The organism is Stenotrophomonas sp. YJH_SMC_135 (genome assembly GCF_059372355.1).
The window spans coordinates 120,116-140,643 of the sequence record NZ_JCAFVN010000002.1 but is presented as its reverse complement, the minus strand read 5'-3'; the positions used below and the strand labels follow the sequence as shown (position 1 = coordinate 140,643).

Genomic DNA, 20,528 nt, shown 5'->3' with positions numbered 1-20,528 from the left:
CGCTTGGCCCGAGCGCATGGCTGGGCGGTGGATCAAGGATCAGCCACAGCCTTCGGCGTAATCGACCTGCGGGGTCTGGCCGACGCGCCAGGCGCTGACCCGACCATCGGCGCCGAGCGCGAAGTCGATGACCGCCCCGCCTTCCTGCGCCGGCCGCACGCGCAGGTGCTGCGCTTTCTCGTCGTACTTGTCAGGACCGACGTCCGCGCGCTCTGGGTACAGCACCTGCAGCTCGCCCAGGGTCATGCCGACCTTGCCGCCGCCCGGAGCGACGATCGCCGCACTGCGCACGTCATAGCGCACCAGCTTGCGTGCCTCGATCATCAGGCGAGGGTCTTCGGCGCCCTGCGGACGCAGGAAGTAGCAGCCGTCGTTGCTGTCGTCGGCCGGCAGGGGCTTGCCATTGGCGTCGGTGCCCAGTCCCTGCAGCGGCGTGCCGAAGCCGCTGCGGACCTCGGCGATGCCGGCGCCCAGCGTGACGCCGCCGAAGCCGTCCAGGCGCGCTGGACTGTCCTTGCGGAGGTCGTTGGCCGGGCGGGCGGCCAGGTCGGGATCCGCCGACTGCGCGGGCCCGGTCGCCGAGGCGGTTTCGGCCGGAGTGTCGCTGCCACTGCCGGCCGCCCCCTGCTTGTCGGGGCCAGCACTGCAGGCGGTGAGCGAAAGGAGCAACAGACCAGCAAGCGGAAGGTGCTTCATCGGTGCGGTTCCCTGGCACGAAGATGGCTGCACGCTAGCCCATCCCGTGTGCAGGCGCTGCATTGTCATCGCGGTTTCATCGCCTTCGTTCAGGCTCGGCGTGCACCGACTTGGCTGTCCCTTCCATGCAACCGCGCAAGACCGAACTCGCCCGAACCGCGCTGCAGGCCCATCGCGCGCCGCTGGACATGCGCCAGCGCCGGCTGCTGATCCTGTGCGACGGCCAGCGCAGCATCGCCGATCTGACCGGCCTGCTCGGCCAGGACGCGCCCGCCATGGTCATCCAGCTGGTGCAGGCCGGCTACCTGAGCACCGGTACCGGCGCCACAGCCGCACCGCCACCACCCGCAGACGCGGCAGCACCGGCACCCACCACGCCGGCGGCGGCACCGGCTGCACCCGCAACCGGCAGCGAGCGCCGCCGCTCGCTGGTGGCCGCGCGCATCTATGTACTGGGCATCCTGGAAATGCAGCGCCACCCGCAGGCGGCGGCGCTGTTCCGCGACCTGCAGCAGGCGCGCGCCGAAAGTGAAGTACTGCAGGTGCTGCACTCGGCGATGCAGATGCTGCCCGGGCTGACCTCGGAGGGTTATTGCCAGCGTGTGCGGCAACGCCTGCTGGAAGCGCTGCCGCTGGAGCATTGCGACGCGTTCACCGAGGCCGCCTGAAGAAAAAGGGGACGGAGGGGATTAAGTCGTTTCAGGCACACGTGTGCTGATTGCGGCTTAATCCCCTCCGTCCCCTTTTCCGGGTCAGCGGTAGTTGTTGCGCAGGCCGTTCCAGCACTGCTGGTAATCGCCCTGGCGATGGCCGGCGGCCAGCGCCTGCGCGGTCGGGCGGATCACCGCGCGGGTCTCGAACATGAAGGCCATCGTGTCCTTGATCACATCGGCCTTGGACAGATCGGCATTGGAGGCCTTGTCGAAGGTCGGCGCATCCGGGCCATGACCGCTCATGCAGTTGTGCAGCGATGCGCCACCCGGCACGAAGCCTTCGGCCTTGGCGTCGTAGGCGCCATGCACCAGGCCCATGAACTCGCTGGCGATGTTGCGGTGGAACCACGGCGGGCGGAACGTGTTCTGCGCCACCAGCCATCGCGGCGGGAAGATCGCGAAGTCCATGTTGCTGGTGCCGGGTGTGTCGCTGGGCGAATGCAGCACCAGGAAGATCGACGGGTCCGGATGGTCGTAGCTGATCGAACCGATGGTGTTGAAGCGACGCAGGTCGTAGCGGTACGGCGCGTAATTGCCGTGCCAGGCCACCACGTCCAGCGGCGAATGGTCGATCGGCGCGCGCCACAGGCGGCCCTCGAACTTGGCGATCAGTTCGAAATCGCCATCGACATCCTCGAACGCCGCGTGCGGGGTCTCGAAGTCACGCGGGTTGGCCAGGCCGTTGGAACCGATCGGGCCAAGGTCGGGCAGCTTCAGCAGCGCGCCGTAGTTCTCGCAGATGTAGCCGCGGCTCGGGCCATCGGGCAGTTCCACGCGGAACCGCACGCCGCGCGGGATCACCGCGATCTGCTGCGGCTCGATCTCGATCACGCCCAGCTCGGTCAGCAGGCGCAGTGCGCCCAGCTGCGGCACGATCAGCAGTTCACCGTCGGCGTCGTAGAAGTAGCGGCCGACCATGTCGCGGTTGGCAGCGTAAAGGTGGATGCCCACGCCGGCATGCGCGTCGGGCGAGCCGTTGCCACCCATCGTGTACAGGCCTTCGACAAAGTCGGTCGGCAGCTCCGGCAGCGGCAGCGGGCTCCAGCGCAGCTGGTTCGGTGAAGCCGGCTGTGCGCCGAAATCACACTGCAGCTGCGACTGCGCGAACGGAGTGAACTCGCCATGGGTCACCGCCGGGCGGATCCGGTACAGCCAGCTGCGGCGATTGCTGCCGCGCGGCGCGGTGAAGGCGGTGCCGGTCAGCTGTTCGGCGTACAGGCCGTGGGCCACCTTCTGCGGTGAGTTCTGCCCGACCGGCAGCGCGCCGGCGACGGCCTCGGTGGCGAATTCGTTGCCGAAGCCGGACTGGTAGCCGCGGGCGGTGATGGCGGGGGACATGGGAACTCCAGAGATTGCCGGCCAGCGGCCGGCACTACCATTCGGACAGGCAATGCCGGCGGGACGCCGACATTGCCTGCGGACCTTACAGCACGCCGCGGCGGATCTGGTCGCGCTCGATGCTTTCAAACAGCGCGGTGAAGTTGCCTTCGCCGAAGCCTTCGTTGCCCTTGCGCTGGATGATCTCGAAGAAGATCGGGCCAATGCAGTTCTGGGTGAAGATCTGCAGCAGCTTGCGCTGGTGGGTTTCCGGATCGGCGTCGATCAGGATCTTGTTCCTGGCCAGGCGCGCCACGTCTTCACCGTGGTTCGGCACGCGCTGGTCGATCACGTCGAAATAGGTTTCCGGCGTGTCGAGGAAATCCACGCCCTGCGCGCGCATCGCTTCGACGGTCTCGTAGATGTTCTCGGTGAAGCAGGCGATGTGCTGGATGCCCTCGCCCTTGTACGCGTCCAGGTACTCGTTGATCTGGCTCTTCGGGTCGGACGATTCGTTCAGCGGGATGCGCACGATGCCATCCGGCGCGGTCATCGCCTTGGACACCAGGCCGGTCTTCAGGCCCTTGATGTCGAAGTAGCGGATCTCGCGGAAGTTGAACAGGCGCTCGTAGTAGTCCGACCACTGCTGCATGTTGCCGAAGTACAGGTTGTGGGTCAGGTGGTCGATGAAGGTCAGGCCGAAGCCGAACGGGTGCAGGTCGGCCCCTGCGATCGGCTCGTAGTCGCCGTCGTAGATGCTGCCGGCGCTGCCATAGCGGTCGACCAGGTACAGCATGCAGTCGCCGATGCCCTTGATGACCGGCGCGCTGACCGCCTTGCTGTCCGGCTTGAAGGCGATGGCTTCGGCGCCGTTGCCCAGCGCGGTCTGGTAGACCTCCTGGCCCGGCTTCTTGAAGCGGATGGCGAAGCCACAGGCGCAGGGGCCATGCTTTTCGGCGAAGTCGGCGGCGAACGAATCGGGGTCTTCGTTGACCAGGAAGTTGACGTCGCCCTGGCGATAGACGGTAATCGGACGCTGCTTGTGCTTGAGCACCGCGCTGAAGCCCATCTTCCGGAAGTACTCGTGCAGCTCCTGGCCACGGCCGGCCGGGGCGGCGAATTCGACGAACTCGAAGCCGTCGATGCCCATCGGGTTCTCGAAGGTGGTGACCTGCATGCCGGGGTTGGGATGCGAGGCGGTCGGGACTGCGGTATTCATGGCGTGGCTCCGAATCGGTACCGCATCGGTACAAACCAGGTGCGGGCAGGTAGGGACCCGGCGAGAATGCAGGGTCTGGACCCACCCCTTATAGTTACACTTGAAACCACCAGCAAGGTGCACCGCAACATGAGCCCCGCCGATCCCGTTTCGACCCGCCTGCGTGCCTCGCACGTCCTGCTCGACCTGGAACAGTTCCTGCCGTACCGGCTGAGCGTGCTGTCCAACCGGGTCAGCGGCAACATCGCCAAGCTGTACGGCGATCGTTACGGTCTGGCGATCCCCGAGTGGCGGGTCATCACCATCCTGGCGCTGTACCCGGGCTCCTCGGCCAGCGAGGTCTCCGACCGCACGGCGATGGACAAGGTGGCGGTCAGCCGCGCCGTGGCCCGCCTGCTGGAGCGCGGCTTCATCAAGCGCGAGACCCACGGCGACGATCGCCGCCGCTCGGTGCTGGCGCTGTCGGCCGCCGGTTTCGAGGTGTACGAGACCATCGCGCCGATGGTGATCGAGATCACCCGCAAGCTGATGTCGGTGCTGAGCGAGGAGGAAGAGCAGGTGCTGGAGAAGCTGATCCTGCGCCTGGCCGGCGAAGGCCTGGAGCGGATGGGCGAAGGCGTCTGAAAGAAAAAGGGACGGAGGGGATTAAGTCGTATCAGGCGCACCTGTGCTGATTGCGGCTTAATCCCCTCCGTCCCCTTTTTTCAGCTGAGGTGCTTGCGGCGTGCGTGGATCCACGGCACGGCCAGTGCTGCGATGGCGCCGCCGGCGAAGCCCAGTGAAGCGGCCACCGTCGCTGCTTCGACCGCCCCCGGCAGCGCCAGCGCCGCCGCCACCAGCAGCAGCGACGGCAGGCCGACGAAGGTGCCCAGGAAGAAGTGCCAGCGCGGTGACCAGGTGTTGAGCTGCAGCAGGCTGACCGGCTGCCAGGCGTCAGAGGCGGCGTCCTCGGCGATCTTCGCCACGGCCTTGGCCAGGTCCACTTCCGGCAGCGCGCGCCCCAGGCGGGCGGTCGCCAGCAGCTCGGCCACCGCTTCCACCGGCGGGAAGCTGGACGGCCACGCAACCGGCGCCGGCACGCCGTAGGCGGTCAGCAGCGGCACGCTCAACCACGGCGCCACCAGCGGGCGCATGCGGCGGCGCCCGTGCACGCACCAGATCTGCGGCTGGCCGTGCGCAGTGACGCTGTACAGCGCCAGTTCGTTGGCCGGCGGATAGCCGAGCATGGTCACCCGCGCGGCCAGGCTGTCCTGGCCCATCGCGCGCAGGAAGCCGGGGCGGCTGCGACCTTCCTGCATCCACGCCAGGCCCAGTGCGCCCACCAGATACGCCTCGGCGACGTCCTTGCTGCCGGCCGTGGCGCGCTCGTCACTGGCCAGATACCACGCCAGTGATTTCGGTTCGGCCACATCGTCCAGGCCCCAGCGGCTGTCGTCACCCAACACATGGCGCACCGGCAGTCGCGCGGGGGCGGTCTCGCCACGCTCGCCGGTCTGCAGGAAGGGCAGCACGCCCTGGATGAAGGTGGACAGCTCGATCGCGCGCGCGCCGTGGCCCTGCCATTCGGGCGGCAGCAGCCCGGCCAGCTGGCCTTCGGCGGCCAGCGCATCAAGCCGGGACTTCTGCTCGACCAGCTTCTGCACCGCCCCCTTCAGCACCACGTTGTCGGGCAGCGCGATCTGCGGCAGGCGATGGCGTGGCGGCGCCAGTTCAACGGCGTCCTCGCCGGTGCCCGCGTCGTCCAGCAGGGCCTCCTGCGCTGGCAGGGTCACGCCCTCGCCTGCCCCACCCTCGGCCAGGTCGCTGGCGGGTTCGGGCAATCGTTCGGCGTGGTCGCTGTGCATGGGCGTTCCGGAAGGTTGCATCGACGGGATGTCGACTGAGGTCCTTGCCGGTAACGGCGTGCTCACGGTGAAGTTGAGACGCCGATTCAGAGAGTGTGACGGTGCGCGCAGTAGATCCGCGCCAGGCGTGGATGCGCCTCAGTGCCGACCAACGGTCGGCACCCACCGGGGTGGGCGGTCAGCGGTCGGCACCCACCAGAGCATGCCGGCCAGCGGCCGGCACTACCCTATTCCGGTTTGTCAGGCGCCCACTGCTTGAGGAAGGCACTCACCCGCGCAGGCTGGAACGCCTCGCCCCTGCGCAGCTCGCCGGTGGCCTGCGATACCAGCAGGCCGCCATCTGCATCGAGCACCAGCAGGTACGGGTAGTCGCGCGCCATCACCGGGTACTGGGCGAAGAAGGCGGTGTTGGGCTGCTCGTCGCTGGCGTTGACCTTCACCCACACGTAGTGGGCATCGCGGAAGCGACGCAGGTCGCCGTTGCCTTCCACCACGTCGTCCAGCGCCCGGCAGCGCTCACAGGCGGCGTTGCCGACCTCCAGCAGGATCCGCTTCTTGCCACGCTGGGCTTCCACCTTGGCGGTGGCCAGGTCGTCGGCGGGGTTGCGGGCCGGGTCGAACTGCGCGCCGAGCCCGGCGATGGCGGCGATGTCCGCCGCCACCGGGGTGTTGCCCGAGGCCACCGGTTCGCTGGGGTCAGCAACCGGTGGCTCGGTGGGTCGGGTATCCAGGGGCTGCGTGGGCTCGGCGGCGGCAGGCGGTTGCGGTTGCGAACAGGCGCCGATCAGCGCCGCACAGACCACCACCATTGCACCACCGAGCTTGCTGCGCATGCCTTCTACCCTCTCATCATTACTTGACGCCGTGCATCAGCTTGTTGATCAGCGGGGCGATCAGGAACAGCACCACGCCGGAGCCGATCAGGGCCCAGAACCCGAAGGTATACCCCTTCAGGGCCGACTCGACCGTCATGCCGCCTTCACCACTGACCACGCCGGCGAAGATGCCCGACAGGTTGTTGCCGATGCCGGTGGACAGGAACCAGCCACCCATGCCGAAGCCGACCAGGCGCACCGGGGCCAGCTTGGTCACCATCGACAGGCCGATCGGCGACAGGCACAGCTCACCCACGGACTGGATGACGTAGACCATGAACAGGGTCCAGAACGGGATCTTGCCGTCAACGACCATCTGCGACAGGGCGAACATCAGCAGGGCGAAGGCGGCGCCGTTGAACAGCAGGCCCAGGCCGAACTTGCGCGGGATGGACGGATTGGCGCGGCCCATGGCCACCCAGATCCAGGCGATGACCGGTGCCAGGGTGATGATGGCCACCGAGTTGACCGACTGGAACCACGCGGTCGGGAAGGTCCAGTCACCGAACTGGCGGTTGACGATGTTCTCGGCCAGGAAGGTGAACGAGCTGCCGGCCTGTTCGAAGAACATCCAGAACATCACGTTGAAGGCGAAGATGATCAGCATGGCGATCACGCGGTCGCGCTGCACCTTGCCTTCGCGGATGCCCTCGACCAGCAGCAGGACGGCCAGCGCGGTGAACATCGCACCCAGGATCCAGGCCAGCGCGGTGGCGCCGGTAGCCAGCAGGAAGTACGCCACCGGGATGGCGACCACGGCACCGGCCAGCACCATGATGATGCGGCCGAAGCCTTCAGCGCCGGCCGGCGGTGCACCGATGCCCTTCAGGCCGGCGCGACCGATGTAGAACCACACCAGCGAGATCAGCATGCCCACGCCAGAGGCGATGAACACCACCTTGTAGGACGGCATCGCGTCGGTACCGAACACCTTGCGGGCCAGGTACTCGGTCAGCACCGGGGCGATCATCGCGCCGATGTTGATGCCCATGTAGAAGATGGTGAAGCCGGAGTCGCGGCGCTCGTCCTTCAGGCCGTACAGCTTGCCGACCATGGTCGAGATGTTGGGCTTGAACAGGCCGTTGCCTACGATGATCGTGGCCAGGCCAAGCTTGAAGATGTGCTCCTGCGGCAGCGAGATCATGAACAGGCCGGCGGCCATGATGATCGCGCCGGTCAGGATCGAGCGCTGGTAGCCCAGTACCCGGTCGGCCACGTAGCCACCGAAGATCGCCGCGGCGTATACCAGGGCCAGGTAGGCGCCATAGATGCGGCTGGCGTCGCCTTCACCGGCAGCGCTGCCGTTGTAGAACTGGGCGACGATGTACAGCACCAACGCCCAGCGGATGCCGTAGAACGCAAAGCGCTCCCAGAACTCGGTCATGAACAGCATCCACAACGGGCGCGGGTGGCCCAGCGTGGTCTTGAAGTCCGGCAGCGCCGGCTCTGGGGTGTTCGCAGTGGCGTTTACGCTCATGCGGATTTCCTGGTTCGGTGGATGACGAGCACGTCCGCTGTGCAGTTGGAGCAACGCGCGAGGATCACCGACTTCTGCCGTTCACGTCAAATACACGCCGTTTGAGGCAGGTGCCAGCCTGCTCGCTGAACTTGCATCTGAAACGATCCAGCCAATGGCCGGGGTCCAAGCTGAATGGGGGTCAGCCCAGTTCTGCCGGGGGTGCCGCCTGCAGGCTGGTGCGCACCTGGAACAGTTCGGGGAAGAAGGTCAGCTCCAGCGCCTTGGCCAGGAAGCCCACGCCGGACGAGCCGCCGGTGCCGCGCTTGAAGCCGATCACGCGCATCACCGTGCGCATGTGTCGGAATCGCCACAGCTGGAAGGCGGTCTCCAGGTCCACCAGGTCCTCGCACAGCGCGTACTCGCGCCAGTAGCGATCGGTGTCCTGGTAGATGCGTTCGAAGACCGGCTGCAGCGCATCGTCGGCCACATGCGGCTGGGTCCAGTCATGGGCCTCGTAGACCGCCGGCACGGCATGGCCGAAGCGGGCCAGGTACTTCAGGAATTCCTCGTACAGGCTCGGCGCCTCCAGCACGATGCGCAGCTGCGCCTGCCCGGCCGGGTCGTGCTCGAACACCTGCAGCATCTGCGCGTTCTTGTTGCCCAGCAGGAACTCGATGTAGCGGTACTGCAGCGACTGGAAGCCCGAAGACGGGCCCAGCACGTCGCGGAACCCCATGTATTCGGACGGGGTCAACGTTTCCAGCACCGACCACTGCTCGGTCAGCTGGCGCAGCACCTGCTTGCTGCGCGCCAGCACCTTGCGGCACTGCCAGACTTCATCGCGCTGCAGGAAGCCGATCGCCGCACGCAGTTCGTGGCCGAGCAGCTTCAGCCACAGCTCCGAGGTCTGGTGCTGGATGATGAAGAGCATCTCATCGTGGTGCGGCGGGTTGGACAGCGGCTGCTGCGCGCTGAGCAGCTGGTCCAGCCGCAGGTAGCCGCCGTAGGTCAGGCGTCCCTGCAGGTCGGTGTGGATGCCGGCTTCGAGATCGCGTTGGTTGTTGTCGACGGACATGGGCGGGACCAGATCGGGGGCGGCAAGGGTAGCGCGTTGCCGCCGCGCTGGCAGCCGCCGGGGCCATACCGGGGCGTGCGGTGCCCCGTGGAGCATTGGCCGATGCGGGGCCTGCGCGTGGAACCGATCGGGTCGTTGCGCCAGCAGTCAGCCAGAGGCGTATTCTGATGCTTTGCAGCAACGACTGAATACGTTGTTGTTATTGGCCCCCCACCCGCCGGCAGGGGTAAAACAGGGCGTTGCCGTGTTGCGGCGCAGGAAGGCTATTCCGTACGCGTTCCTTAACATGGCGATTCATATCATTTGTAACTTCTCTGTCGAAGGTGCAGTACGCAATGACGGTTGCCGCTGAATTCAAGATCGAATACCTGCAGTACCTGGATACGGACGGCAAACTCGTCCGCGATGACCTGCCCGCGTCGCTGCGCGACCCCCAGGTCCTGGTACCGCTGTTCAAGCAGATGCTGTTCGTACGTACGTTCGACAGCAAATCCATCGCACTGCAGCGCACCGGCAAGCTGGGCACCTATGCCGCCTGCCTGGGCCACGAAGCCGCGCACGTGGGTATCGGCGCAGCGATGCAGAAGGACGACGTGTTCGCGCCTTCGTACCGCGAGTATGGCGCGATGTTCATGCGTGGCGTGCGCCCGCACGACGTGCTGATGTACTGGGGCGGCGACGAACGCGGCAACGATTACGGCGGCAACGCGGCCAAGGACTTCCCGTTCTGCGTGCCGATCTCCACCCAGTGCCTGCATGCCGCAGGCGCCGCGCTGAAGTTCAAGCTCAACAAGGAACCGCAGATCGCCGTGGCGGTGTGCGGCGACGGCGGCAGCTCCAAGACCGACTTCTACGCGGCACTGAATTCGGCCGGCGCCTACAAGCTCCCGCTGATCCTGTGCATCGTCAACAACGGCTGGGCCATCTCGGTCCCGCGTTCGGCCCAGACCGGTGCCGAAACGCTGGCGCAGAAGGGCCTGGCTGGCGGCCTGCACTGCCTGCAGGTGGACGGCAACGACCTGATCGCCGTGCTGGCTGCCATGGAGCAGGCGCGCGAACGTGCGCTGGCCGGCGACGGTGGCACCGTGCTGGAACTGATGACTTACCGCCTGTCCGACCACACCACCGCCGATGACGCGCGCCGCTACCGCGACGATGCTGAAGTGAAGGATGCCTGGCAGCGCGAGCCGATGCTGCGCCTGCGCAAGTACCTGATCAACGCCGGTGTGTGGAGCGAGGATGAGGAAAGCGCCTGGGTCGCCGAGTGCGGCAAGCGCGTGGACGAGGAAGTGAACCTGTACCTCAACACGCCGGTGCAGCCGGTCGAGGCGATGTTCGACTTCCTGTATGCCGATCCGCCGCCGGACCTGCTGGCCCAGCGTGCCCAGGCGATCGCCCTGGAGAAGCGCCATGGATGAGATCAAGAACGGCGCGCCCGGCGCGCACACCAACGCCGCCGACAGCGCTGCGGTCGCGCGCGGAGAAGAGAGCATGACCACCACCCCGATCACCCTCATCGAAGCCATCACCCAGGCGCTGGCCTGGGAGCTGGAACACGACCCGTCGGTGCTGGTGCTGGGCGAGGACGTGGGCGTCAACGGCGGCGTGTTCCGCGCCACCGCCGGGCTGCAGCAGCGCTTCGGCTCGGACCGCATCCTCGATACCCCGCTGGACGAAACCACCATCGCCGGCCTGACCATCGGCCTGGCCGCACAGGGCATGAAGCCGGTGGCCGAAGCCCAGTTCGACGGCTTCATGTACCCGATGGTCGACCATATCGTCTGCCACGCCGCACGCCTGCGTTACCGCACGCGTGGCCGCCTGCACTGCCCGATGGTGCTGCGCGTGCCGTGGGGCGGTGGCATCCGCGCGCCGGAACACCACAGCGAAGCCAACGAGGCGATCTTCACCAACGTGCCGGGCCTGCGCGTGGTGCTGCCGTCGTCGCCGCAGCGTGCCTATGGCCTGCTGCTGGCCGCGATCCGCGAGCCGGATCCGGTGATCTACATGGAGCCCAAGCGCATCTACCGCCAGTACAAGGAAGTGGTCGTCAACGACGGCGAAGCCTTGCCGCTGGACGTCTGCTTCGTGCTGCGCGACGGCACCGACGTGACCCTGGTGACCTGGGGCGCGCAGGTGAAGGAAGCGCTGGAAGCGGCCGACAAGCTGGCCGGCGAAGGTATCAGTGCCGAAGTCATCGACGTGGCCACGCTGCGTCCGCTGGACTTCGCCACCATCGCCGAGTCGGTGGCCAAGACCGGCCGCTGCGTGATCGTGCAGGAGGCCCCGAAGACCGCGGGCTTCGGCGCCGAGATCGCCGCGCGCCTGGCCGAGGAATCGATCTACGACCTGCTGGCACCGGTCGAGCGCGTCACTGGCTACGACACCCACATTCCGCTGTTCCGCCTGGAAATGAAGTACCTGCCGAGCGTTGAGCGGATCGTGGCTGCGGCCAAGCGCGCGGTGGCGGCCGGCTGACATGCGGGCCCGCCTTCTGGGGGCTTACCGCAGCCAGTATCCCAACCCGCTCCGGTTCCACACCGGCCAGATCGTCGAAGTAGGTGTACGTGACGAGGAATGGCCGGCGTTTGCCTGGGTACGCACCAACGATGGGCGCGCTGGATGGGCGCCCATCGCCTGGTTGCAGCTGCTGGACGAGGGTCGCGCCGAAGCGCTGTGCGACTACGACGCCCGCGAGCTGGATGTGGAAAGCGGCGAGATGGTGAAGCTTCATCACGAACACGGCGGGTGGTGGTGGTCCGAGCGCGCCAATGGCGCGACGGGCTGGCTGCCGGCCCGCGAACTGGAACTGCTGGAAGAGAACTGCAAATGAGCCAGACCAAGAACTTCAACCTGCCCGACCTGGGCGAAGGCCTGCCGGACGCGACCATCGTCGAGTGGTTCGTCAAGGAAGGCGATGTGATCAAGCTGGACGAGCCGCTGGTGTCGATGGAGACCGCCAAGGCCGTGGTGGAAGTGCCCTCGCCGTTCTCCGGCAAGGTGCTGAAGCTGTCCGGCGGCGCCGGCGACATCATCCCGACCGGCTCGGTGCTGGCCAGCTTCGAACTGGACCCGAACCTGCCGCAGCGAGCCGATGGCCAGGACACCGGCCACAGCCATGGCCACGCTGCACCGGCGGCCGCACCGACCCCGCCGCCGCTGCCGGCTGCGGCCGCTCCGGTTGCCGCCGAGGAGGCCAAGCCCGCCGCGGCCGAGCGCGATGACGCCGGTACCGTGGTCGGCGCGATGCAGAGCTCCAATGCCGTGCATGCCGAACAGGCGCTGGCCGTCGGTGGCGTCAAGGCCGTGCCGGCCGTGCGTGCGATGGCGCGCAAGCTGGGCGTGGACCTGAGCCGCGTGGCCGCTACCGGCACCGATGGCGCGGTGACCATGGCCGACGTCAAGCAGGCTGCCGCCAACGGCAGCGCCAAGCTCGGCGCTGCTCCGGCACCGGTTGCCGCTGCTGCCTATGCCGCGCCGGCCCCGGCGCAGGTGTCTGCCCCGGTGCAGAGCGAAGCCCGCACCCCGCTGTCTGCCGCCGGCAAGCCGATGCGCACCCAGCCGCCGGGTGTGGTCGCCAAGGGCCAGCCGGAACCGCTGAAGGGCGTGCGCCGCAACATGGCACGCGTGATGGCCGATGCGCACAGCAAGGTCGTGCCGACCACGCTGAACGACGACGCCGACATCCACGCCTGGCTGCCGGGCAACGACGTCACCGCGCGCCTGGTGCGTTCGATCGTGGTCGCCGCGCAGAAGGTGCCGGCGATGAACGCCTGGTTCGACGGTGAAGCGCTGACCCGTACCCTGCACGCGCAGGTGGACATCGGCATCGCCGTGGACACCGACGACGGCCTGTTCGTGCCGGCCCTGCGCAACGCCGACATGCTCGACGCACGCGGCATCCGCGAAGGCGTCAACCGCCTGCGCGAGCAGGTGGAATCGCGTTCGATCGCGGCGTCGGAACTGAGTGGCTACACCATCTCGCTGTCCAACTTCGGCATGTTCGCCGGCCGCTACGCGACCCCGGTCGTGGTGCCGCCGTGCGTGGCCATCGTCGGTGCCGGCCGAGCCCGCCACCAGATGACCCCGGTGATGGGCGGCGTGGAAGCACACAAGGTGATCCCGCTGTCGGTCACCTTCGACCACCGCGCAGCCACGGGTGGTGAAGCTGCCCGCTTCCTGCGCGCGATGATGGACGACCTGGCGCTGGCCAGCTGATCGGCCACCTGACCGGCAGGTGCCAACCGTTGGTTGGCACATGACTTGGAGAAAACGCCGGGCATTGCCCGGCGTTTTTTTGTGCCCGCACTACTGTAGAGCCGAGCCATGCCCGGGTGCTTTTCAGTAGATCCACGCCACGTGTGGATGAAGGCAATAAGCAGCCGAGCATGGGCTCGGCTCTACAGAACGCATGTACTCAATTGCGCGCGACCATGCCTTCGGCGCGGCTGTACACACGCAGCCGGTGGCCATCAGGGTCGGCACCGACGAAGGTGTGGCCGAACTCCAGCGTCACCGGCGACTGCAGGATCTGCACGCCGAGCCCACGCCACGCATCGTGCATCTGCTGCACGGCCTCGGGGTTTGCGACCACCATCGCCAGTTCGGCGGCGCCAGCCTGCGCAGACACCGGCGGTTGCACGCCGTCACGTTGCCACAGGCCGAGTGCGGCGCCATCGCCGAGCAGGAACAGGGCGAAGCCAGGCGACTGCTCGACCGGCGGTTTGCCGAGGATGCCGCTGTAGAAGGTGGCGCTGGTGGCGACGTCGCGCACGTACTGCAGCAGGGTGCTGGGCGTGAACATGGGGAAGCTCCGTTGTTGGGAGCGATCATGGTGGTACGAGCCTGCTGACAGATTCTGTCAGTAGCGGCGAGCGTGCTCGACTGCTGTTGCCACTGCCCTGGTAGCGGTCGAGCTTGCTCGACTGCTGTTCGCGAAGATCAAAGGCGGTCGAGCAAGCTCGACCCCTACCAGGAGCAAAGTGCGAAGGCCGCCCTCCCCCAGAGGCAGGAAGCAGAACGCAGCAGCAGTCGAGCAGGCCCGACGCTACGAACGGTCCAGCCAGTCCGGCGCGATGCCCTGCGCCTTCTGCCAGCGCCGCAGCAGCGTGGCGCGTGGTACGAGGTAGTGCTCCTCCAGCACGCGCACCTGGCGGATGCGATCCAGGCGGAAATGGCGAAAATCCTCGCGGCGCTCACACCACGCCGCCAGCATCGGCACCTCATCGAAGTAGCCCAGCGCGAACGGCCAGACGATGCGCTCGCTGCGCTGGCCGTGCGCGTCCTCATAGCCGAACTTCAGGCGCTGCTGTGAACCGACAGCCTCTCGCACGGCCTGCAGACGAGCTGGGGGAACCTTGGCCGCCGCACGCGAAGGGCCCACCCGCAGGCCACTGTCACGCAGGGCCTCGCGCCGCGCTGCGGGCAACACATGGGCGATACGCGCCAGGGCATCGCGTGCGGCTTCGGCCAACGCGGGTTCGGTACGGGCCGCAACCCAGCGCAGGCCCAGCACCAGTGCGTCGATCTCGGCCGGTGGCAGGGTCATCGGCGGCAGGGTGTCGCTGGGCGTCAGCTGGTAGCCGACGCCGGCCTCGCCGCGCAGGTCGGCGCCCTGCTCGCGCAGGGTTTCGATATCGCGGTACAGCGTGCGCAGGCTGATACCCAGCGCGTCGGCCAGCACCTGCCCGGCCACCGGCCGCCGATGGCGGCGCAGCAGCTGTTGAAGCTGGGTCAGGCGCAGCGCACGCGACATCAGCCGGCCAGTGCGCTCGATGCCACCACGTGCTCACCCGGTTGCGGGGCCAGCGCGGCCTCGACCAGCGCCTTGGCGATCTCGTTGGCCGGGTTGATCCGCCACGCCCGCGGCAGTACCGGCCCCAGCACGCCCAGCACCTTCAGCGCGAGACGCTCACCGCGCCGCACCTCGTTGCGCTCGCCACCGATCAACCCTGGGCGGACCAGGGTCAACGAGGTGAAGCCCAGCGCGCGCAGATCGCGCTCCAATTCACCCTTCACCCGGCTGTAGAAGATCGACGACCGCGGATCGGCACCGGCTGCGGAATTCAGCACATAGGTCTGCGCACCCTGTGCCTGCGCCAGGCGGGCGAACGCCAGCGGGTAATCATGGTCGATGCGATGGAAGGCCTCGCGGCTGCCAGCCTGGGCAATGGTGCTGCCGAGCGCGCAGATGACCGCGTCCACGCACGCCCACCCGGCTGCGGCGGGCAGCGCATCGAAGGCCAGTACCGGGTTCTCCAGCTTCCCGTGGGCTGCGCCCAACGGGCGACGGGCCGGGGCGATCACGGCGCTGCAGCGCGGGTCGTCCAGCAGCCGGGGCAGGGTCAGCCCACCGACCAGGCCGGTCGCCCCCAGCAACATCACGCGCATCACCACCTCCACTGCGGCATCCTGTCGCCCATCCTAGCCGTTCAAGCCGTCGGCGGCCGCGCCGATATGCTGGAACCAGTCCCTGCCAGCCCCCAGGATTCGCTCCATGACGGACCAGCCCGACCACCGCCCTGCCCCCGGTACCGCCCTTGGGCCGCCGGCACGCGTGCGCGCGGTGGTGGACGATGGGCTGGGCGACCGCGTGGTGCTGCAGGGCGGCGGTGGCGTGGCGCTGCAGCAGCTGTTCGCAGGCGCCGACGCGCCGGAACCGCTGCTGGCCGCGTTCGCCAACGGCATGGCCACCCTGCCCGGCGAGCTGGGCGATATGGGCGACCGCCTGCAGTCGGCGCAGGCCAGCGCCGATTGGCCGCGCTACGGGCGCGCGATGCGGCAGTTGATCGACAAGTACATCCGCACCATCGAACAGCATTCGCCGGATGGGCAACCCGAAAGCCTGCGCCTGTCCGAGCAGCTGCGGCTGCTGCTGGGCGGCGCGGTGGTGGCGCTGCTGCAGCACGACCCGGACCTGCGCGAACAGGCGCAGGCATTGGCCATGCACCTGCGCCAGTGGCAGCCAGGCACGGCGCTGGAACCGATCGAGCAGGGCGTGCGCGAACTTGGCCACCAGGTCGGCGTGCGTGCCGAGAGCTGGCAGGAGCAGCAGGCACTGCTGCTGGAGCTGTTCGCGCTGCTGCTGGAGAACGTGAGCGAGCTGCTGGATGACCGCAGCTGGCTGCAGGGCCAGATCGCCGCGGTACGCCAGCTGCTGGACGGGCCGTTGGAAGCTGAAGCGGTCGAGCGCACCCGCGCCGAACTGCGCGAAGTGATCTACAAGCAGGGCCTGCTGCGCCAGGGCATCGACGATTCGAAGGCGGCGATGCGCGGGCTGATGGGCGAGTTCATCGAGCGCATGGATGGCATGGCCACCAGCACCGGCGAGTACCACGATCGCATCGGCAGCTACGCACTGCAGCTGCGCGAGGCGCGCAGCATCGCCGACCTCAACCAGCTGCTGCAGGACGTGATGCGCGACACCGGCAAGGTGCAGCAGCAGGCCGCGCAGGCGCGCGATCACCTGGCCAACGCACGGCAGGAAGTGGAGCGTGCCGAGCAGCGCATCGCCGAGCTGGAGCAGGAACTGCGCGCGGCCGGTGACCTGGCACGCATCGATCCACTGACCCAGGCGCTGAACCGCCGTGGCCTGGACGAACTGCTGCAACGCGAGCTGGCCCGTGCCGCACGCAACAACTCGCCGCTGGGCGTGGCGGTGATCGATCTGGATGATTTCCACCAGACCAACGATGCACATGGTCATGCCGGTGGCGATGCACTGCTGCAGCACCTGGTGGCCGTCTGCAAGCTGCTGCTGCGCGCCACCGATGGCATCGCGCGGCTGGGCGGCGACGAGTTCGTACTGGTGCTGCCGGAAACCCAGGGCGCCGACAGCATGGCCACGGTGCAGCGCCTTCAGCGTTCACTGGCGCATCGCGTGCTGACCGTGCAGGACCGGCGCGTACCAGTGCATTTCAGTGCCGGGCTGGCGCAATGGCAACCCGGCGACGACACCGAAACCCTGCTGCGGCGCGCGGACGACGCGCTGTATGCCGCCAAGCGACAGGGCAAGAACCGCGTGCAGGCAGGCTGACCGTCCGGCCCGCAGCAAACTACGTTGGTAGGTGCCAACCTTGGTTGGCACACGCAGAAACAAAGCGCCGACCAAGGTCGGCCTCTACCCGGCGACCCGCCGGCGATGATCCCGACCACCCTGAACCGCTTTGGTAGGTGCCAACCTTGGTTGGCACACGCAGGAAACAAAGCGCCGACCAAGGTCGGCCTCTACCGGGGAACCCGCCGGCGACGATGCCGACCACCCTGAACCGCTTTGGTAGGTGCCAACCTTGGTTGGCACACGCAGGAAACAAAGCGCCGACCAAGGTCGGCCTCTACCGGGGAACCCGCCGGCGACGATGCCGACCACCTTGAACCGCTTTGGTAGGTGCCAACCTTGGTTGGCACGCGTGGGAAACAAAGCGCCGACCAAGGTCGGCCTCTACCGGGGAACCTGCCGGCGACTACTTGCCGCGCAGCTTCTGGAACCCGGTCACCGCCGCCAGCACGATGGCGCCGGCGATGATGCCCACCACCATGTTGCCCGCCGCGCTGACCAGCCAGCCCCACTGGCCCTCGCCGCCCAGCGCCTGTACTGCGTGGTGCAGCGCCGGCACGTTGTGCACCAGGATGCCGCCGCCGACCAGGAACATGGCAATGGTGCCGGCCACCGAAAGGAACTTCATCAGCCACGGTGCCGACGCGACCAGGCCGCGACCGAAGGCGGCAACAGCCCCACCCTTGCGCGACAGGTACAGGCCCACGTCATCCAGCTTGACGATGCCCGCCACCAGCCCATAGACGAAGACCGTCATCGCCAGTGCAACCACGGCCAGCGTGACCAGCTGGTTGGTGAACGATGCGGTGGCGACCACGCCCAGGGTCAGTACGATGATCTCGGCCGAAAGGATGAAGTCGGTGCGGATCGCACCCTTCACCTTGTCCTTCTCCCACGCGACCATGTCCACCTGCGCGTCGGCCAGCGCCTTGCGGCGTTCGGTCTGGCGCTCGGCATCGTCGTCGGCCGAATGCAGGAAGCGGTGCGCCAGCTTCTCCACGCCCTCGAAGCACAGGAAGGCACCACCGATCATCATCAGCGGCACGATCAGGGGCACGTTCCAGCCGCGGCTGTGCAGCCAGGCTTCCAGCGCACTGATCGCCAGGGCCGCCGGCACCAGGATCACCTTGTTGACCAGCGAGCCCTTGGCCACCGCCCACACCACCGGCAGTTCGCGGTTGGCGTTGACCCCGGTGACCTGCTGCGCGTTCAGCGCCAGATCGTCACCGAGCACGCCGGCGGTCTTCTTCGCGGCGACCTTGGTCAGCACCGAGACATCGTCGAGCAGGGTGGCGATATCGTCGAGCAGGGCGAACAGGCTGGCACCGGCCATGGGGCGTCCAAGAAAGGGAATAGGCGGATTCTGACCGATCCGATGTGGACTGCGGAAGACACCGGGTTCACCGCATGCCCACCGCCCCCCGGCGACACTGCGGAATCCGGACATTGCCGGCCCGCAGCCGGCGCTACCTGTCTTCGTCGCATGGGAGTCCCGCTTGAGCAATCCGTCCGCCGCCAATGGCAATCCCCCGCTGGTCAAAGGCATGAGCCGGCGCAGCCAGATCCTGCGCCTGCTGATGCGCTACCGCCATTCGGGCGTGTTCTCGGGCATGAACCTGGATGCGGCAAGCAACCAGGCCGACGTGCCCGCCGACGGCAATCCGGAACAGTTCGTCAGCGACCTGGAAGCGTTGGGGCCGACCTTCGTCAAGCTGGGCCAGATGCTGTCCACGCGGCCGGACATGGTGCCGGTGGAGTTCGCCACGGCGCTGGAGCGCATGCAGGAGAAGGTGGCGCCGATCCCGGTCGAGCGCATCCACGCGATCATCGAGCAGGAACTGGGCGTAGGGGTGAACAAGCTGTTTGCCTCGTTCGATCCCGAGCCGTTGGGCTGTGCTTCGATCGCGCAGGTACATCGCGCGGTGCTGCACGATGGCCGCCAGGTGGCGGTGAAAGTGCAGAAGCCCGAAGTGGCCGCGCAGCTGCGCTCGGACCTGGAGGCACTGCGCAGCTTCGCGCTGGCCGCCGACCACCTGACCCAGGTCGGTCGCCGCGTGCGGTTGCGCGACTGGCTCAACGAGTTCGCCAAGACCCTGATGCAGGAGCTGGACTACCACGCCGAGGCCGAGAACCTGGCGCGCTTCGGACGGCACCTGCGGCCGTTCCGCCGGCTGTGGGTGCCGCAACCGATCTGGGACTACAGCAGCCAGCGCGTGCTGACGATGGAGCTTGCCACCGGCGTGCGCGTGGATGCGATCTCCGGCGTACGCCGCACCGAGCAGGACATGGACCCGTTGGCGGCGGCGCTGATCCGCGGCTACCTGGACCAGATCTTCGTGCATGGCGAGATCCATGCAGACCCGCACCCGGGCAACCTGCGGGTGATGCCCGACGGCCGGCTGGCGATCTTCGACCTGGGCATGGTCGCGCACATGCCGCCGCGCCTGCGCGAGCGTCTGCTGAAGATCCTGTTCGCGGCGGTCGACGGCCGTGGCGAGGAAGTGGCCGATGACCTGATCAGTATCAGCACGCGGCTGGAGGCCTTCGATGAAGAGCGCTACCTGCGCGAAACCGGTCAGCTGATCGCGCGCTATGCGGCCAGTGGCAGCTTCTCCGAAGGCCGCGTGGTGCTGGACATGGTGCGCATCGCCACCGCCTGCGGCCTGCGCACGCCGCCGGAACTGAGCCTGCTCGGCAAGGCCCTGCTCAACCTGGAAACCGTGTGCCGGCTGCTGGCGCCAGAGCTGGACACGCGCCGCATCGTCGAGCGCCAGCTGCAGCACGTGATGCGTGCGCGCCTGAAGAAGTCGCTGTCTGCAGCCAACATCGCCAGCGAGGCGATGGAGCTGCAGCAGCTGCTGCGTGATGGGCCGCGCAAGCTGTCGGACATCATGGCGCTGCTGGCCGAGAACCGCCTGCAGATGAAGGTCACCGGCCTGGAAGAATCGCGGCTGATGGAGAACCTGCAGAAGATCGCCAACCGCGTGGCGGCCGGCATCATCAGCGCCGCATTGATCATGGCCGCCGCGATGATGATGAGGATCGACACCGGCTGGCACCTGTTCGGTTACCCGCTCATCGCCCTGATCCTGTTGTTCATCGGCGTGGTGCTCGGCCTGGGCATCGTAACCAGTGCATTGCTGTTCGACCGTCGTGCGCGGGCACGCGAAGAACGCGGGCATCGCTAGCGCATCGACGAAAACGCCCGTATTCATGCAGTTTTTAATGCAATCCAGCTACCCCTTTCACGCTCGTTTTACCTTCTGAGCGCGAT

18 protein-coding genes and 1 pseudogene are annotated in these 20,528 nt (G+C 67.5%); 8 read left to right on the top strand and 11 right to left on the bottom strand.

Annotated features, from left to right (window positions below; translation table 11 throughout):
- Positions 1–39: 39 nt before the first annotated feature.
- A complete protein-coding gene (locus AC5P98_RS07150; RefSeq protein ID WP_046432891.1) occupies positions 40–696 on the bottom strand; it encodes a hypothetical protein in 657 nt (218 codons plus the stop codon).
- Between the two features lie 125 nt (positions 697–821).
- Here AC5P98_RS07150 and AC5P98_RS07145 point away from each other — a divergent pair, with 125 nt between their 5' ends.
- A complete protein-coding gene (locus AC5P98_RS07145; RefSeq protein ID WP_046432894.1) occupies positions 822–1,364 on the top strand; it encodes a hypothetical protein in 543 nt (180 codons plus the stop codon).
- Positions 1,365–1,448: 84 nt separating this feature from the next.
- Here AC5P98_RS07145 and hmgA read toward each other — a convergent pair whose 3' ends face one another.
- Both hmgA and hppD read right to left on the bottom strand, forming a co-directional pair.
- Positions 1,449–2,747: a homogentisate 1,2-dioxygenase gene (hmgA, locus tag AC5P98_RS07140; RefSeq protein ID WP_032957134.1), complete on the bottom strand. Its 1,299-nt coding sequence runs from the start codon at positions 2,745–2,747 to the stop codon at positions 1,449–1,451.
- 85 nt (positions 2,748–2,832) lie between these two features.
- Positions 2,833–3,945, bottom strand: a complete 1,113-nt coding sequence (gene hppD / locus AC5P98_RS07135; RefSeq protein WP_014648684.1) for a 4-hydroxyphenylpyruvate dioxygenase — start codon at positions 3,943–3,945, stop codon at positions 2,833–2,835.
- Between the two features lie 129 nt (positions 3,946–4,074).
- Here hppD and AC5P98_RS07130 point away from each other — a divergent pair, with 129 nt between their 5' ends.
- Entirely contained in the window at positions 4,075–4,569 is a 495-nt protein-coding gene (locus AC5P98_RS07130; protein WP_014648685.1) for a MarR family winged helix-turn-helix transcriptional regulator, read from the top strand.
- An 80-nt stretch (positions 4,570–4,649) separates the two neighbouring features.
- Here the strand turns inward: AC5P98_RS07130 and AC5P98_RS07125 are convergent, their stop codons facing one another.
- The 4 genes from AC5P98_RS07125 to AC5P98_RS07110 form a co-directional block, all read right to left on the bottom strand.
- Positions 4,650–5,789: a hypothetical protein gene (locus tag AC5P98_RS07125; protein ID WP_049404535.1), complete on the bottom strand. Its 1,140-nt coding sequence runs from the start codon at positions 5,787–5,789 to the stop codon at positions 4,650–4,652.
- A gap of 227 nt (positions 5,790–6,016) precedes the next feature.
- The gene (locus AC5P98_RS07120) at positions 6,017–6,622 is read right to left on the bottom strand and encodes a thioredoxin family protein (RefSeq protein WP_014648687.1); all 606 of its coding nucleotides are present in this window, start codon (positions 6,620–6,622) and stop codon (positions 6,017–6,019) included.
- A gap of 19 nt (positions 6,623–6,641) precedes the next feature.
- Positions 6,642–8,141, bottom strand: a complete 1,500-nt coding sequence (locus AC5P98_RS07115; protein WP_005411345.1) for a peptide MFS transporter — start codon at positions 8,139–8,141, stop codon at positions 6,642–6,644.
- 181 nt (positions 8,142–8,322) lie between these two features.
- Complete coding sequence (locus AC5P98_RS07110; RefSeq protein ID WP_049404537.1) at positions 8,323–9,198, bottom strand: tryptophan 2,3-dioxygenase; 876 nt, start codon at positions 9,196–9,198, stop codon at positions 8,323–8,325.
- A gap of 335 nt (positions 9,199–9,533) precedes the next feature.
- Here AC5P98_RS07110 and pdhA point away from each other — a divergent pair, with 335 nt between their 5' ends.
- Genes pdhA through AC5P98_RS07090 form a run of 4 tightly spaced genes read left to right on the top strand, consistent with a single transcriptional unit; the run spans position 9,534 to position 13,416 of the window.
- Entirely contained in the window at positions 9,534–10,616 is a 1,083-nt protein-coding gene (gene pdhA / locus AC5P98_RS07105) for a pyruvate dehydrogenase (acetyl-transferring) E1 component subunit alpha (protein WP_049404539.1), read from the top strand.
- Positions 10,609–11,676: an alpha-ketoacid dehydrogenase subunit beta gene (locus tag AC5P98_RS07100; protein ID WP_005414714.1), complete on the top strand. Its 1,068-nt coding sequence runs from the start codon at positions 10,609–10,611 to the stop codon at positions 11,674–11,676. Before pdhA ends, AC5P98_RS07100 begins: the two co-directional genes overlap by 8 nt.
- 1 nt (position 11,677) lies before the next feature.
- The gene (locus tag AC5P98_RS07095) at positions 11,678–12,031 is read left to right on the top strand and encodes an SH3 domain-containing protein (RefSeq protein WP_005411349.1); all 354 of its coding nucleotides are present in this window, start codon (positions 11,678–11,680) and stop codon (positions 12,029–12,031) included.
- Positions 12,028–13,416, top strand: a complete 1,389-nt coding sequence (locus tag AC5P98_RS07090) for a dihydrolipoamide acetyltransferase family protein (RefSeq protein WP_046432903.1) — start codon at positions 12,028–12,030, stop codon at positions 13,414–13,416. Before AC5P98_RS07095 ends, AC5P98_RS07090 begins: the two co-directional genes overlap by 4 nt.
- Positions 13,417–13,615: 199 nt before the next feature.
- Here the strand turns inward: AC5P98_RS07090 and AC5P98_RS07085 are convergent, their stop codons facing one another.
- From AC5P98_RS07085 to AC5P98_RS07075, 3 genes are all read right to left on the bottom strand, one after another.
- Positions 13,616–14,002 carry a VOC family protein gene (locus AC5P98_RS07085; RefSeq protein WP_049404541.1) on the bottom strand — a complete coding sequence of 129 codons (387 nt, stop codon included), beginning with the start codon at positions 14,000–14,002 and terminating at the stop codon, positions 13,616–13,618.
- Positions 14,003–14,245: 243 nt separating this feature from the next.
- Positions 14,246–14,953: a helix-turn-helix transcriptional regulator gene (locus tag AC5P98_RS07080; protein ID WP_032958826.1), complete on the bottom strand. Its 708-nt coding sequence runs from the start codon at positions 14,951–14,953 to the stop codon at positions 14,246–14,248.
- A complete protein-coding gene (locus tag AC5P98_RS07075) occupies positions 14,953–15,588 on the bottom strand; it encodes a Rossmann-fold NAD(P)-binding domain-containing protein (RefSeq protein WP_172412053.1) in 636 nt (211 codons plus the stop codon). The genes AC5P98_RS07080 and AC5P98_RS07075 overlap by 1 nt, the downstream gene beginning before the upstream one ends.
- A gap of 106 nt (positions 15,589–15,694) precedes the next feature.
- Between AC5P98_RS07075 and AC5P98_RS07070 the strand changes: the two genes are divergently transcribed.
- On the top strand, positions 15,695–17,233 hold the full coding sequence (locus tag AC5P98_RS07070) for a GGDEF domain-containing protein (RefSeq protein ID WP_014648695.1): 1,539 nt from the start codon (positions 15,695–15,697) through the stop codon (positions 17,231–17,233).
- Between the two features lie 427 nt (positions 17,234–17,660).
- Here the strand turns inward: AC5P98_RS07070 and AC5P98_RS07065 are convergent, their stop codons facing one another.
- Positions 17,661–18,587, bottom strand: coding sequence for a DUF808 domain-containing protein (locus tag AC5P98_RS07065; protein WP_014648696.1), 927 nt, complete (start codon positions 18,585–18,587; stop codon positions 17,661–17,663).
- 205 nt (positions 18,588–18,792) lie between these two features.
- Here AC5P98_RS07065 and AC5P98_RS07060 point away from each other — a divergent pair.
- Positions 18,793–20,442 (top strand): annotated as a pseudogene (locus tag AC5P98_RS07060) (ABC1 kinase family protein); the annotation flags it as partial.
- Between the last annotated feature and the right edge of the window lie 86 nt (positions 20,443–20,528).